We start from the raw sequence: 14103 nt of genomic DNA on the forward strand, positions 1-14103 counted from the left end.
CCGTTAGCTGCTTGCTACGCTTGATAGAATATTAAGTTATAAGCTAGTGCATGCCTGGTATAAGCCGTGCAGCTCTTCCCGATTGATGAAGCGTTCATGCGTGCCGGGGCTGGCGCAGGCGAAGGCGCCCGCGATGGCGCCGCGGCGCATGGCGTCATCCAGCGGCATGCCACCCAGCCAGGCGTGCAAAAAGGCGGCGACGAACGCGTCGCCCGCGCCATTCGTGTCCACCACGGGCAATTTCAAGCCTGCCGTCGGCGTGTGGCGCACTTCGCCGCTGCCCCGTTCCAGCAGGTAGGCGCCGTGCGCGCCCGCCATGGCGATCACGGCCTGCGCGCGGCCTTCGGCGACGATCGCGCGCATGACGGACTCCCGGCGTTCGCCCAGCGCAGCCGTGCTGAGGAAGACCAGGTCGGCGCGCAGCGCGAACGGCCTGTGGTGCGGGTTGACGCCATCCCAGTCGTGCAAGTCGGTCGACACCGTCGTGCCGCACGTCTGTGCATCGTCAAACAGTTCGGCCACCCAGCCCATGATGGAAAAGTGCGCGTGGCGCGCCGGGCCCAGGTAGGGCAGATAAAAGGCGGCGGGCATGCGCACGTCTTCCGGGTGGCGGCCGTCGTACAGCGACAGCCGGCGTCCCTGCGGGTCGACCAGGTTGACGCTGCGCCGCGTGCCGGAGGGCTCCACCAGATGCGAAAAATCGAGCCTGGCATCTTTATAGCGCTGCAGGATGGCCGCCCCTTGCGCATCGTCGCCGATGAAATCGATGAACTTGCAGCGCAGGCCCAGCGCGTGGCAGCCGAGGGCCACGCCATTGCCCGTGTGCGCCACGTAGTCGCGGATGGGCGGCACGTGCACGGAATCGGCCACGGGCAATTGCCGGTCGGGGACGCGCACGATGGTGTCGATGCCGGCGCCGCCAACCACTAGAATGTCATAGGTACTCATGGTGCCGCCTTTTCTAACAGGACGGTGCCGGCCGCATTCACCGCGACGGCACCATCTTTGATTAAGTATGTCTGGTTCGTGTAGGCGTCGCGCAGCAGGGCGCCATCGGCGAACACGCCGCGCACCTTCAATGTGATGGCGCCCTGCGCCTCGGGCACGGCGATGATGGCGTCATCGGGCGTCACGCGCGCGAACGCATACGGCGTTTCATCGATCAGGCGATGCTCGCCGCGCGCCAGGGCAGGGTGGCGCAAGCGGAACTGGCCCAGCTTGCGCGCATGCGCGAGGGTGGCTGCATCGAGCGTGCTCCAGTTCATGTCGGAGCGGGTGGCCTGCTGTTCGTCGCCGATGGGCGCCGCGCCGGGCTGGCGCGCGCTTTCATCGCCATAGAACAGCTGCACGCCGCCCGGCGCCAGCAGCAGGGCGCTCAAGCCGTGTTTCAACTGATCGCGCGGGAACAGGCTGGTGTCGTGCGAGGAGATGTACGACAGGATATCGTGGCGGGGCGCATTGCCCAGGCGCTTGCCCAGCAGTCCCGCATACTGGCGGTACACGCCATCGAGGCTTTTCCAGCCGCCGCCCGCGCGGTGCTGGAAATCGAAATTGATCATCGAGTCGAAGCCCGCGTCATGCCAGCTGCTGCGCTCGGGGCCATGGCCCCACGCCTCGCCCGTCATCCAGAACGGCGCATCGTCGATTTTCTGTTCGGGATGGCGCGTCTTCCAGTCGGCCAGGGCCTCGGTGGCGGCCGCGCGCAGGGCCAGCCAGCTGGCCGGCTCCACGTGCTTGACGGTGTCGGCCCTGAAACCGTCGACGCCGAATTCGCGCACCCAGTCGGCCAGCCAGTGGACCAGGTAGCCGCGCACGCTGGTATCGGGCAGGGCCACGGCGCGCGTGTCGGGCTTGCGCTGCAGGAGGGGCGGCAAGCCCACGGCCTTGCCGCTTTCCGTGCGGAAGTCGGGCAGGTAGGCCAGCTGCATGGTGAAATCAGTCTCGCCTCCATCGGGATAGCCGGGCAGGCCCGCGCGCACCCAGTCCGGGCCCCACCACTGCTTGAATGCGAAGTTGTTGTAGTCGATGAAGCTGTGGTAGTCGCGCAGGCCCGCCTGCTCGTGGCCCGGCCACAGCACGGGCACCTTGTACTCGGCCAGGGTGCGCAGGTCCGCGTAGGCGGGATGGTTCAGCACCACGTCGAACAGCACGCGGATGCCTTGCGCGTGGGCCGTGTCGACCATCTCGCGCAATTCCTCGCGCGTGCCCATGCTGGCGTCCATGGTGGTGTAGTCGAGCGCCCAGTAGCCGTGATAGGCGTAGTGCCGGAATTGCTGCTTGCCGCCCACCACCCAGCCGTGGATCTGCTCGTACGGCGCCGTGATCCACAGGGCGTTGACGCCCAGCGCCTTGAAATAGCCGGCCTTGAGCTGCTGCGTGAGGCCGGCGATGTCGCCGCCGTGAAAGCTGCCGACATCGCCGCCTTCCGGGTCGGCGGCGCGGCCATAGGAATGGTCGTTGCCGGGATTGCCGTTGGCGAAGCGATCCGTCACGGCGAAGTAGACGATGGGGTTGTCCGCAAAGCTGCCTGTCTGCGCCGGGGCGCAGAAGAGCAGGGCGGCCAGCGTGGTCAGGGTGCGCCGCATGGTCAGCCTTTCACGCCGCCGGCCGTGAGGCCGGAGATCATCCATTTTTGCGCCAGCAGGAACACGGCCGTGATGGGCAGACCGGACAAAATGGCCGCCGCGGCGAAGTCGCCCCACAGGTATTTTTGCTCGTACAGGAACAGCTTGGAGCCGACGGCCAGGGTCAGGTTGTTCTGCTCGTGCAGCAGCACGGAGGCGATCGGGTATTCGATGATGGCGCCGATGAAGGACAGCAGGAACACCACCATCAGGATGGGTACCGTCATCGGCAGCAGCACGTAGACGAAGGCTTGCCACTGCGTGGCGCCGTCCACCTTGGCCGCTTCCTCGATTTCCACGGGGATGGTTTGGTAGTAGCCCTTGATGGTCCAGATATGCAGGGCGATGCCGCCCGTGTAGGCGAGCACCAGACTGCCGTGGTGGTCGATGCCCAGCCATGGCACGTAGCTGCCCAGCACGTCGAAGATGGCGTAGATGGCCACCAGGGCCAGCACGGCGGGGAACATCTGCAGCAGCATCAGCGCCGACAGCGTCTGCGACTTGAAGCGGAACTGCATGCGCGCGAACGCATACGCGCAGGTGGTCGACAGCAGCACGGTGACGGTGGCGCTCATGCTGGCCACCTTGATGGAGTTCCACAGCCACAGCAGCACGGGGAAGTCCGGCTCGACCAGGGCGCCATTGGGCGCCTGGTAGGACATGCCCAGCGCCAGGCGCCAGTGTTCGAAGCTGATCTCGGGCGGGATCAGGCTGCCCGAGGCGAAGTTGCCGGGCCTGAGTGAAATCGACAGGATCATCAGGAAGGGGAACATCACCAGCGCGATCAGCGCGATCACGGCGACGTGGGCCGCCAGGATGCGCCAGCGGTTGGAGCGGTCGACAACGATAGCCATATGCTGTCCTTTAAGCTTTGTTCATGCGCGTCAGGCGCATGTTGACCAGCGAAATCGCGGCCACGAGGAAGAAGATCAGGGTCGAGATGGCGGCGGCCAGGCCAAAGTTCTGGCCGGAATCCTCGAACGCGATGCGGTAGGTGTAGGACACGAGCAAATCCGTCGTGCCGGCCGGTAAGGTCGTGTCGAGGAAATCGGGACGTCCGCCCGTGAGCAAGCTGATCAGCACGAAATTATTGAAATTAAAGCCCAGGCTGGCCACCATCAGCGGCGTCAGCGGCTTGATGATCAGGGGCAGGGTGATCTTGAAAAAATTCGTCAGCGGTCCCGCGCCGGCCAGGGCCGACGCTTCGTACAGGTCGGCCGGGATCGCCTTGATCAGGCCCATGCACACCACCATCATGTAGGGGTAGCCGAGCCAGGTATTGACGATCAGGATCATCGCCTTGGCCAGGGTGGTGTCCGAGAACCAGGCGGGCTTGATGCCGAACAGGGCATCGAGCACCAGGTTGATCTCGCCAAAGTTATTGTTGAACAGCCCCTTGAAGACCAGGATGGAGATGAAGCCGGGCACGGCGTACGGCAGGAACAGCAGGGTGCGGTACAGGCCGCGGAAGCGCAGCGCATCCCAGTTCAAGAGCACGGCCAGCACCATGCCCAGGCCCGTCGTGGTGGCCACGCTGATCAGGGCGAAGACGATGGTCCAGACGAAAATGCGCAGGAAAGGGCCGCGGAACGCTTCATCGGAGAAGATTTTGACGAAGTTGGCGAAGCCGACGTTGACCTTGAAGCCCGGTTCCAGTTTCGTGCCGTCCGGCATTTCATAAAAGCCCGTCTTGAAGTTCGGCGTGACCAGTTCGCCCGTGGCGACTTTTTTCAGGGTCTTGTCGGGCAATTGCTTGTAGACATGCGCAACGGGGCCGAATTCGCGCAAGCCCACCATGCGCAGCTCGATCTTGTTCGGCAGAACGAGCGTCAGCAGCTTCAAATCCTTTTGCAGGGCGATGATGTCCTTGATGGGCAGCGGCGGGGCCAGCACGGGCGCCTGCACGGGGTCGGCCGGCGCCACGTCCACGCTCAGGGGCACGGCGCGTTTCAGGGCCAGCGGCTCGGTCAGCAGCACTTCGCCCGTGTCCGGGCTTTCCAGGCGCAAACGGTATTCCTTGTTGTCGGGATGCACGGTCAGCGCATAGCCCGTGCTTTCCACGCGCTGCGTTTCATCCAGCAGGTATTGCGTGGCCCGCTCGTAGGTGAGCAGATTGCGCGAGCTGAAATTGGTAAAGCCGATCGACACCGTGTACACCATCGGCAGCAGCACGAAGACGATGACCGCCGTGATGCCGGGAAACAGATAGCGGTAGGCATAGGCGCGCGGCGACGTGAAGACAAACGTCGTCAGGGTCAGCAAGCCGAGGAAAACGGCGGCCAGCATGGTCTGGCCGGAAATGTACAACATGAAGAGCAGATACAGACCCAGCGCCATGCTGATGGTCAATACCGTAGGGCCGATAAACTTGCGCACGATGGGATACCTGTGAAGATGAACGCAGCAGAATGCCGGGGTCAGACCCGCCGGGTCTGACCCCAGATTTTTGCCTGGGGTGAGGGATACCTACATTAATTCGCCGTCGTAATCCGCTTCGCCGCCGCATCGAGGCCATCCTTGGTCGTCTGGCGGCCTTGCGTGATGTTTTCCAGCGCCGATTGCATCGACGACCAGAAGCGGCCCATTTCCGGATTGTTCGGCATCGGACGGCCCGCTTGCGCGCTTTCCATCGTGGCCTGGATGTTCGGGTTGGCTTTCAATTCCGCGAACAGCACCTTGTTCGCTGGCGTGCCCAGCGGGACGTCGGCATTGATGGTTTTCAGGCCGTTGATCTGCAGCATCTGGTTTTCCAGGAATTCCGTCGCCAGGTCCTTGTTCGGGCTGGCCTTGGAAATCATCGCGCCCAGCACGCCCACGAATGGCGTGGCCGTCTTGCCGGCCACGGTCGGGATCGTCGCCACGCCGAAATTGATCTTCGACTTGCGCGCGTTGTCCCACGACCATGGGCCATTGATCATCATGGCGATCTTGCCCTGATTAAAGCCCGCTTCCATCTCCGCGTAACCGGCACCCTTCGGCATGGCGCCGCTGTTGATCAGGGTCATCAGCGCATTCACGCCCGCTTGCGAACCGGCATTGTTGACGCCCGTCTTGGCCGCATCGTAGCGGCCATCGGCCTTGACTTCAAACGGGAAGCCGCCGCCCGCGCCCAGCAATGGCCACGTGAAATAGGTGTTCGTGTAATCCCACAGGATGGCCTTCTTGCCCTGGCTAGACAGCTTCTTGTCCAGCGCGGCGATTTCCTCGAAGGTTTTTGGCGGGGTCGGCACCAGGTCCTTGTTGTAGACGAGGGCGACGGCTTCGATGGACATCGGATAGCCCCAGGTCTTGCCACCGACCGTGAAGGCGTTCCACGCCAGCGGCAGGATGGCGGCGCGCGCTTCCTTGCTTGGCGTCAGTGGCTGCAGCAAGCCCGCGTCGATCCAGGTGCCGATGCGGTCATGCGGCCAGATCCAGATGTCCGGGCCCTTGCCGGCGGCGGCCGCCTGCTGGAATTTGTTCGGCGCATCTTCCGGATGCTCGACGACGACCTTGACGCCCGTCTTCTTGGTGAATTCCTCGCCGACCTTGGCCAGGCCCTTGTAGCCCTTGTCGCCATTGATCCAGATCAGCAGGGTACCTGCTTCGGCCGCGTTGGCCATGCTGACGGCGGCCAGGTTGCCGATGCCGGCCAGGGCGGCGGCGATCAGGGTGGTTTTGATGAAGCTGCGTTTCGCTTGGGTGTAGGACATGTCGATCTCCAGTATCTTTTTTTATGCTAAGTTTATGTTGAGTATCAAGGCTGAAACATGCAACCAGGCCAGGCGGCGCCTGTAGCGCCTGGCCCCTAAAGCTGGTAGATCAGGTGCGGGTCTGGCCGTGCTCGTCGAACACATGGACGCGCGAAGGCGCCACGTGCAGCGCCACGGACTGGCCAATCGCCCAGTCCGATTCGGCATCGGCGCGCACCACCAGCGGCTCGTCGCCGCCCGGCACCTGTACGTACAGATAGCTGATGTCGCCCAGTTTCTCGACTGCCTGGACGGTGGCCGTGATGGCGGCAGTGGCGCCGGGCGCGCACGCCTGCACGTGTTCAGGGCGCGCGCCGACGGTCACTTGCGTGCCGCTGGCCAGCGGCTGCGTCAATGCGGCCTGCAGCATGCCGCCCGCATTCGTGGCGATCGTGGCCACGCCATCCGCGCAGCTGTGGATCTTGCCCTTGAGGAAATTCATGCGGGGCGAACCGAGGAAGCCGGCGACGAACAGGTTGGCGGGATGGTGGTACAACTCCAGTGGCGCGCCCACCTGTTCGATGCGGCCCGCGTTGAGCACGACGATGCGGTCGGCCAGGGTCATCGCCTCGACCTGGTCATGCGTGACGTAGATCATGGTCGCGCGCAATTCGCGGTGCAGATTCGCCAGTTCGATGCGCATCTGCACGCGCAGCGAGGCGTCCAGGTTGGACAGCGGTTCGTCGAACAGGAAGACATCGGGCTTGCGCACGATGGCGCGGCCGATGGCCACGCGCTGGCGCTGGCCGCCCGACAAGTCTTTGGGTTTGCGTTCGAGCAAGGGTTCGATGCGCAGGATCTGCGCGGCGCGCTGCACGGCGTCGGCAATCTGAACCTTGCTCATGCCGGCCAGTTTGAGGCCGAAGGCCATGTTTTGCGCCACGCTCATGTGCGGGTACAGGGCGTAGCTCTGGAAGACCATGGCGATGCCGCGCTTGGCGGGCGGCACGTCGTTCATGCGCGTCTTGCCGATGAATAAATCGCCGCCGCTGATTTCCTCCAGGCCGCAGATGCTGCGCAGCAAGGTGGACTTGCCGCAACCCGATGGGCCCACGAAGACCATGAACTCGCCATCGGCGATCTCCAGGTCGATGCCGTGCAGGGTCTGCACGTCGCCGTAGGCCTTCTTCAAGCCTGTTAACTTCAGTCCCGCCATTTTGTCTTCCTCACAATGTCAATCCGGCCCCGCTGGAACGCGGGGCTCATTATTGTATTTCCAACTGCTGGTGCTGCCCCAGTTGGATTTCCGTTTTGGAATGTTTCTTCAAGCTTGATTACACGCTGCCGAACCAGCCGCCATGCGGGGGCAGGCTGATCTGTTGACCGCCTTTACTGCCCGGCAAGCCGTGGCCCGCCAGGTCGGCCGCCGGCGCCGCGTCTGGCCAGGAAAACGTGACGGCTTGCGTGCCCAGGTTGAAGGCGGCCAGCACGGACGGGTGGCCGGGCAGGTCGCGGCGCAGGGCCAGCACGGGCTCGGGCGCATCGAAGAAGCTGATGTCGCCGTCCAGCAGTTGCGGCTGGGTGCGGCGCCAGGCGAGGATGGCTTGCGCGAAGCGCAGCGGCGAACCGGCATCGTTTTCTTCCACGTCAACGGCGCGCGCCAGGTGTTCGGGCGGCACGGGCAGCCAGGGTTTGGCGTTGCTGAAGCCGCCATGGGGCGCAGCGGCCACCCACGGCATCGGCGTGCGGCAGCCATCGCGGCCCTTGAACTGGGGCCAGAACGGGATGCCGTACGGGTCTTGCAGCGCTTCGAAGGGCAAGTCCGCTTCCGTCAGGGCCAGCTCGTCGCCCTGGTACAGGCATGGCGTGCCTTTCAGGGCCACCTGCACGGCCAGCACCACCTTGGCCAGGGACGGCGCCGGATGCTCGCCGCCCCAGCGCGTCATGACGCGCACGCTGTCGTGGTTGCCCACCGACCAGGATGCCCAGCCGTCCGCCACCTTGGCTTCGAATTCTTCCACCTGCGTGCGGATGTGCGCGGCCGAGAATTCGGCCGTCAGCAGGTTGAAACTGTAGGCCATGTGCAGCTTGTCGCCGCCCGTCGTGTAGGCGGCCATGGTGTCGAGCGCATTGTCGTCGCCCACTTCGCCGATGGAAATGGCCTGGTATTCGTCGAGCACGGCGCGCACGCGCTGCAGATAGGCGATGTTTTCCGGTTGCGTCTTGTCGTACAGGTGCGATTGCATGCCATACGGATTGATGGCCGACACGCTGCTGGCATCGCGCTGGGCGGCCGGCGGATTGTCGCGCAGCTGGGCATCGTGGTACGGGAAATTGCACGAGTCGAAGCGGAAACCGTCGACGCCCCGTTCCAGCCAGAAGCGCAGGTTGTCCAGCTGCGCCTGCTGCACGGCCGGGTTGTGGAAATTCAGGTCGGGCTGGCTGGCGAGGAAATCGTGCAGGTAATACTGGCCGCGGCGCGGCTCCCATTGCCAGGCCGAACCGCCAAACACGGACAGCCAGTTGTTCGGCACGGTGCCGTCCGGCTTCTGGTCGGCCCACACATACCAGTCGGCTTTCGGATTGTCGCGGCTGGAACGGCTTTCCACGAACCATGGGTGGCTGTCGGACGAGTGCGACAGCACCTGGTCGATCATCACTTTCAAGCCCAGCTCATGGGCGCGCGCCACCAGGCGGTCGAAATCGGCCAGCGTGCCGAACATCGGGTCGACGTCGCAGAAATCGGCCACGTCGTAGCCGAAGTCCTTCATCGGCGAGGTGAAGAAGGGCGAGATCCAGACGATGTCGACGCCCAGGGAGGCGATGTAATCGAGTTTCGAGGTAATGCCAGGCAAGTCGCCGATGCCGTCGCCATTGCTGTCGAGGAAGCTGCGTGGATACACCTGGTAGATGACGGCGCTGCGCCACCAGTCGGCGGGCAAGTTGGCGAGATTGTTCTGGATGGTCGGCATGAATGATTTCTTAAAAGTTGCCTGTAGCCTTGGCTATCAGGGCGGCGCTGCTGGTTGGTAGGCTGACGTCTTGTTCTAAAATTCAAAGCGCTTTGGGTATGAAATGAGTATAGTTCAAAGCGCTTTGAAAAGTAAAGCGATACACGCGCCAGACATACGATTTTTTTATGGGGGTGATTCAGGGAAGGGATGTGCATCCCTTGGGAGAGCCGGGGTCGGACCCGCCGGGGGGGGGGGTATGCGTCCCGGTGGGACGCATTCCGATCACGCAGTGACCGACCCCGGTACTTTGCTCCAGGGGGAAATCAGACGCGCATGACGGGCCCGGCCGACTCGCCCGGCAGCAGTTCGCACGGCCACAGTTCCTGCAGGTCGCTGACGGGCGTGCCGTCCATCAGGGCCAGCAGCATGTGGATCATCTTCGCGCCGGCGCCGCGCGGGTCGGGCTGGACGACGGTGGTGACGTTATGGCCGGCCAGGGAATCTTCCATCACGCCCCAGACGATCAGCGACATCTCGCGGCCGATGCCGATGCCCGCGTCGAGCAGGGCCCGCACGGCCCCTACGCCCGACATGTGATTGTCGACGATGACGGCCGTGGGGCGGGGCGAGCGGGCCAGCAGGCGCTGCATGGCCTGGTAGCCGGCGCGGCGGTCGTGCGCGTTGTCGACCAGATTGTCCGGATCGACGGCCAGGCCGCCCGCCTGCATGGCGTGCTGGAAACTCTCGACGCGCTGGCGCACGAAGTTCAGGTCCGGCGTGGCGCTGATCAGGCCGATGCGCTGGTGGCCCAGCTGCGCCAGGCGCTCGACGGCCAGGCGCATGCCCGCCTCGTTGTCGTAGTCGAACCAGGCGTGCGGCTGGTTCAGCTGCGTGCGGCCATGCGCGACAAACGGCATGCCCTGCTGCGCCAGGTAGGCGATGCGCTCGTCGAACGGCTTGGTGCGTCCGACCACCAGGCCATCGATGCGGCGGCCCTTGACCATGCGCTCATAGGTGTGGAATTCGTTGGTGGCCGAGGCGGGCGCGATCATCATGTCCATCTGCTGCGCTTCCAGCGCTTCGGACATGCCGCCGACGATCTCGATGAACATGGGGTCGGCCAGGTCGTTGGGCATCAGCGGGTAGATGATGCCGACGATATTCGTGCGGCCCACGGCCAGGCTGCGCGCCATCGGGTTGGGCCGGTAGCCGGCCGCCTGCGCGGCGGCCATTACCCGTTCGCGCGTGCGTTCACTCACTTCCGGATAGCCATTCAAGGCGCGGCTGACGGTGGTTTCGGAAATTCCTAGCGTTTTGGCGAGATTTTTGAGGTTCATGGATGCTGCAGTCGGGGTCCATCTTGGGTGGGTCTTGCCGCTGCCGGCGTCCGGCGGGTTGACGGAGGCGGCGCGGTGCGATGTGGGATAGTTTATCTGATAAATGCCGTGGTGATCAGGGTAGTGATCCGTAGCGGCCGCAGGCAAAAAAATACGCGGGCAAACCAGGGGCGCCCGCGTTAAAAGAGGATACTGCTGAATCACTACAGTGTAGCTGCCGGCCATCGCGTGCAGCGGCGAAATGGTGGGTCCGGATATTACTTGCCCCTGAAAAAGCGGGCGGTGTTGCTGCCAGAGGCTGGCGCCTTGCGGCATCAGCCAGTGTGGGGTGCCTCTCATTAATAGAGAGCGTCTGATAAAACGTTCAGGGCCAGGCGCAAGGGCGAAGACAGTACGCTGGTACGGCTAGCCCTTGTAACGCCGCCATGGACGTTTTTCAGATGCTCTTACCACCAGGATTCGACTTGGAAACCCATGGAGCTGCCGTTGGTCTTGCCGCCGAACACGCCCGTCGACGACAGCGCCGATTCCGCCGCGGCCGCCGACTGGGCCGCCTTGTTCCACTTGGCATAGGTGTAGAAGGCGCGCAGCACGGGGCGCGACCAGAAGCTGTTGCCGGCCGACAGTTGCGGCGCGAAGGTCAGCTTGGTCAGGTTGCGGCTTTCGCCCCCTTCCGGCTTGACGATGTCGTGGCCCAGTTCCACGGCCAGGCTGTAGTTGTCCGTGAAGTGGTAGACGGGACGCGCGCCCACCGATGTCCATTTGCTGCTCACGCCAGCCGTTTCCTTGTCTTCGTAGACGAAGGTGGCCATGCCCGACCACGCGCCTTTCGGCTGGATCATGATCTGTTCCGTCAGGCGCGTGACCTTGTCATCCTTGTCGGCGCCCAGGCTGAAGCCGCCCGTGTTGGCGGCGCTGCCTTTGCCGAATTGCAATGCGACCTTGTTGAAGCCGCCCAGCAGGTTGCCTTGCGTATGCATCAGGGTCAGCAAGTGGCCGCTGGCGACGGGAGCGGCGCCTTGCGCGTTGCGCTTCTGGTTGAATTGCAGGCCGACCGTCAGTTCGCCGTCCGGATTGACCTTGATGCCCGAGAAGCGCAAGTCGTGGGACAGGCCCATGCGCTTGCTGTCGCCGTCGTCGGCCGTGCGCACGATGGCGTAGGCCAGCTTGGCCGCGCCCAGGTCGATGTTTTCCAGGCCGGCGCCGGGGCCGCTGTTATTCCAGAAGTAGTAATCGGTGATGTGCACGTCCTGGCGGTCGTAGTAGCGCTTGCCGACCCAGGCGCGCGCGTCGGCGAAGGCGCCCGAACCGATCTTGTCGGCCACCACGTTCATTTCGCGCCACGACGGGTCCGACTGCTCCCAGTCCTGGTTCTGGTTGACGGAAAACGCCACCAGCGTATTGATGCGGAAAGTGGTGCCGTTGCTTGCCTTGAAGGCTTCGCCGCCGAATTTCAGCTCGCCGTAGGTTTCGCACTCATTGCCCAGGCGATACTTGGACGAGGCGCCAGCCAGGCCGAAACACGCTTCCTTGCCGCCTTCGCTGCTGGTGCCGAAGCCCGAGCGGATATAGCCGCCGAAGTCGATCGGCAGGGCGGCCTGGGCGGCCGAAGCGCTCAAGGCCAGCGCCACGGCGGCAGGCAAAGCTTTCAAGAAATGTTTGTTCATTGCGTCTCCAGTGTTTTTATAAGTTTGTAGGTATATCGATGCAGATCGGCGTGCGGTCACTCACGGTTCGCAGCCAAAGCGCTTTAAATATATTTCAAAGCGCTTTGAGTATAGTTCAAAGCGCTTTGATAAGTAAACTCGTTTTGTTCCTTGCATCTTTCCGGGACTTTTGGAGTGTTGCGGAGAAACATCAGGAAGGGGGCGGCGCGGCGGCGCCGCCGAGTGCGGAGAAAGCAATGCGGGCTGGGTCGCTGTGCAGGCGTTAGCTGCGCACCTTGCAGGCGGGCAGCGATTCAATGTCCGCCGTGGCGCCGGCCGGATGGCGTAAAAAGGCCAGGATCAGCAGGGCCGATGCGCTGGTGATGCTTGCCAGCACATACAGCAAGTGGCGGAAGGCCGTGCCATATGCCTGCGCCAGTTCGGCGATGGCGGCCTGCGGCAACAGCGTGCCCGCATGGCGCAGTTCGCCCAGCGCCAGGAAGGGCGCGGCCAGCGCCGCCTGGTCCGGCGCAAGGCCTGTCACCTTGCCGAGCGCCGCCAGCGTCAGGGTGCCCAGCAAGGCGCTGACGATGGCCAGCGCCAGGCCTTCGCCCGCCACGCGTGTCGTATTGAAGATGCCGGCCGCCATGCCGGCCCGCTCGACGGGGACGACGCTGATGGCCAGGCCATCCATCAAGCCCCACGGCAGGCTGATGCCGCAGCCGATCAGCAACAGCGGCCCCAGCAAGGTGGCGGGCGGCTGGCCCGGCGCGCACGTGGACAGCCACAGCAAGCCGCCCGCCGCCAGCAGCAGGCCGCTGGCGCAGATGTGCGCGGCGGCGATGCGCTGCGCCGCCCATCCCGCCAGCATGGGCAGCACCAGCATGGGCGCGGACAGGGCGATCATCATGCGTCCCGCGTCAAAGGCGCTGTAGCCTTCGATGCCGATGAATCTGGCCGGCAGCAGCACCAGCAGCACGACAAAAGAAAACGCGGGTGCGGCGGCCAGCAACTGCACGCCGGCAAAAGCGGGCAGGCGGAACAGGGATAAATCCAGCATGGGCCGCGCGGCGCGCCGCTCCACCCCGATGAAGATGGCCAGCAGCAGTGCCGCGCCACCGAGCAGGGCCAGGCTGTGCGTGCTGCTCCAGCCAGTGTCGGGTGCCTGCAGCAAGCCATAGGTAAACAGGGCGAGCGCGCCGGTAAACGTCAGCGCGCCGGGCCAGTCCACGCCTTGCGCCTGCGGGTCGCGCGACTCGCGCATGGCGCGCGCGGCGGTCAGCAGGGCGGCCAGTCCCGCGCCGGCCGCCACGAGAAAGATGGCGCGCCAGCCCGTGCGGGCGATGAGCGCGCCCGCGAGGAAGGGGCCGAACGCCAGGCCCACGCCAAAGGCCGTGCCGATCAGGCTGAAGGCGCGCGCGCGGGCCGCGCCATCGAATTCCTGCGCCAGCGCCGCCAGTCCGCCGGACAAGGCCATGGCGCAGCCCAGTCCCTGCACGGCGCGCAGCACGTCGAGCAGGGCAATGGACGGCGCCGCCGCCAGGGCCAGCGCGGCGGCGGAAAACACGCTCAAGCCCAGTAAAAAGACGCGCTTGCGGCCATAGCGATCGGCCAGCGCGCCGGCCACCATCAGGCAGCCGCCAAAGCTGAGCATGAAGGCATTCGTGATCCACGCCAGCGCCAGCGGGCTGCCGCGCAGGTCGGCGGCGATGGCGGGAATGGCGATGGCCGGTCCCGTGAAACTGAGCGGCATGCACAGGGCGGCCAGGCAGACGGCGGCCAGGACCAGGGCGCGCCGCGCCGGGGCGCCAGCCTGTCCCTGGCCGTGTGCGGGGAGATGCGTATTCATGGGAATGACTCCAGAAAGAGGG

The 14103-nt window shown here is 64.6% G+C and carries 10 protein-coding genes; all 10 read right to left on the reverse strand.

Going from position 1 to position 14103, the window contains the following annotated elements; all coding sequences use genetic code 11:
• Positions 1 to 36 precede the first annotated feature (36 nt).
• Complete coding sequence (locus tag BM193_RS19550) at positions 37 to 948, reverse strand: carbohydrate kinase family protein (protein ID WP_092799507.1); 912 nt, start codon at positions 946 to 948, stop codon at positions 37 to 39.
• A complete protein-coding gene (locus tag BM193_RS19555) occupies positions 945 to 2585 on the reverse strand; it encodes an alpha-amylase family glycosyl hydrolase (protein WP_092799505.1) in 1641 nt (546 codons plus the stop codon). Before BM193_RS19555 ends, BM193_RS19550 begins: the two co-directional genes overlap by 4 nt.
• Before the next feature lie 2 nt (positions 2586 to 2587).
• Positions 2588 to 3478 carry a maltose ABC transporter permease MalG gene (gene malG / locus BM193_RS19560; RefSeq protein ID WP_070218276.1) on the reverse strand — a complete coding sequence of 297 codons (891 nt, stop codon included), beginning with the start codon at positions 3476 to 3478 and terminating at the stop codon, positions 2588 to 2590.
• A gap of 10 nt (positions 3479 to 3488) precedes the next feature.
• Positions 3489 to 5000, reverse strand: a complete 1512-nt coding sequence (gene malF, locus BM193_RS19565; protein ID WP_092799503.1) for a maltose ABC transporter permease MalF — start codon at positions 4998 to 5000, stop codon at positions 3489 to 3491.
• A 95-nt stretch (positions 5001 to 5095) separates the two neighbouring features.
• Positions 5096 to 6316: a maltose/maltodextrin ABC transporter substrate-binding protein MalE gene (gene malE / locus BM193_RS19570; protein ID WP_175533354.1), complete on the reverse strand. Its 1221-nt coding sequence runs from the start codon at positions 6314 to 6316 to the stop codon at positions 5096 to 5098.
• Positions 6317 to 6425: 109 nt separating this feature from the next.
• A complete protein-coding gene (locus BM193_RS19575; RefSeq protein ID WP_092799501.1) occupies positions 6426 to 7511 on the reverse strand; it encodes an ABC transporter ATP-binding protein in 1086 nt (361 codons plus the stop codon).
• A gap of 118 nt (positions 7512 to 7629) precedes the next feature.
• Positions 7630 to 9267: an alpha-amylase family glycosyl hydrolase gene (locus tag BM193_RS19580; RefSeq protein ID WP_092799499.1), complete on the reverse strand. Its 1638-nt coding sequence runs from the start codon at positions 9265 to 9267 to the stop codon at positions 7630 to 7632.
• A 305-nt stretch (positions 9268 to 9572) separates the two neighbouring features.
• Positions 9573 to 10586, reverse strand: coding sequence for a substrate-binding domain-containing protein (locus BM193_RS19585; RefSeq protein WP_092799497.1), 1014 nt, complete (start codon positions 10584 to 10586; stop codon positions 9573 to 9575).
• Between the two features lie 446 nt (positions 10587 to 11032).
• Entirely contained in the window at positions 11033 to 12253 is a 1221-nt protein-coding gene (locus BM193_RS19590) for a maltoporin (protein WP_092799495.1), read from the reverse strand.
• Positions 12254 to 12515: 262 nt separating this feature from the next.
• Complete coding sequence (locus BM193_RS19595) at positions 12516 to 14081, reverse strand: MFS transporter (protein WP_092799493.1); 1566 nt, start codon at positions 14079 to 14081, stop codon at positions 12516 to 12518.
• Positions 14082 to 14103 lie beyond the last annotated feature (22 nt).

Source organism: Janthinobacterium sp. 344, assembly GCF_900112025.1.
GTDB lineage: Bacteria > Pseudomonadota > Gammaproteobacteria > Burkholderiales > Burkholderiaceae_D > Janthinobacterium.

Coding starts and splice junctions, on each gene's coding strand:
- BM193_RS19555 (WP_092799505.1), bottom strand. CDS start 2,585: ATGCGGCGCACCCTGACCACGCTGGCCGCCCTGCTCTTCTGCGCCCCG.
- malG (WP_070218276.1), bottom strand. CDS start 3,478: ATGGCTATCGTTGTCGACCGCTCCAACCGCTGGCGCATCCTGGCGGCC.
- BM193_RS19580 (WP_092799499.1), bottom strand. CDS start 9,267: ATGCCGACCATCCAGAACAATCTCGCCAACTTGCCCGCCGACTGGTGG.
- BM193_RS19550 (WP_092799507.1), bottom strand. CDS start 948: ATGAGTACCTATGACATTCTAGTGGTTGGCGGCGCCGGCATCGACACC.
- malE (WP_175533354.1), bottom strand. CDS start 6,316: ATGTCCTACACCCAAGCGAAACGCAGCTTCATCAAAACCACCCTGATC.
- BM193_RS19585 (WP_092799497.1), bottom strand. CDS start 10,586: ATGAACCTCAAAAATCTCGCCAAAACGCTAGGAATTTCCGAAACCACC.
- BM193_RS19575 (WP_092799501.1), bottom strand. CDS start 7,511: ATGGCGGGACTGAAGTTAACAGGCTTGAAGAAGGCCTACGGCGACGTG.
- BM193_RS19595 (WP_092799493.1), bottom strand. CDS start 14,081: ATGAATACGCATCTCCCCGCACACGGCCAGGGACAGGCTGGCGCCCCG.
- BM193_RS19590 (WP_092799495.1), bottom strand. CDS start 12,253: ATGAACAAACATTTCTTGAAAGCTTTGCCTGCCGCCGTGGCGCTGGCC.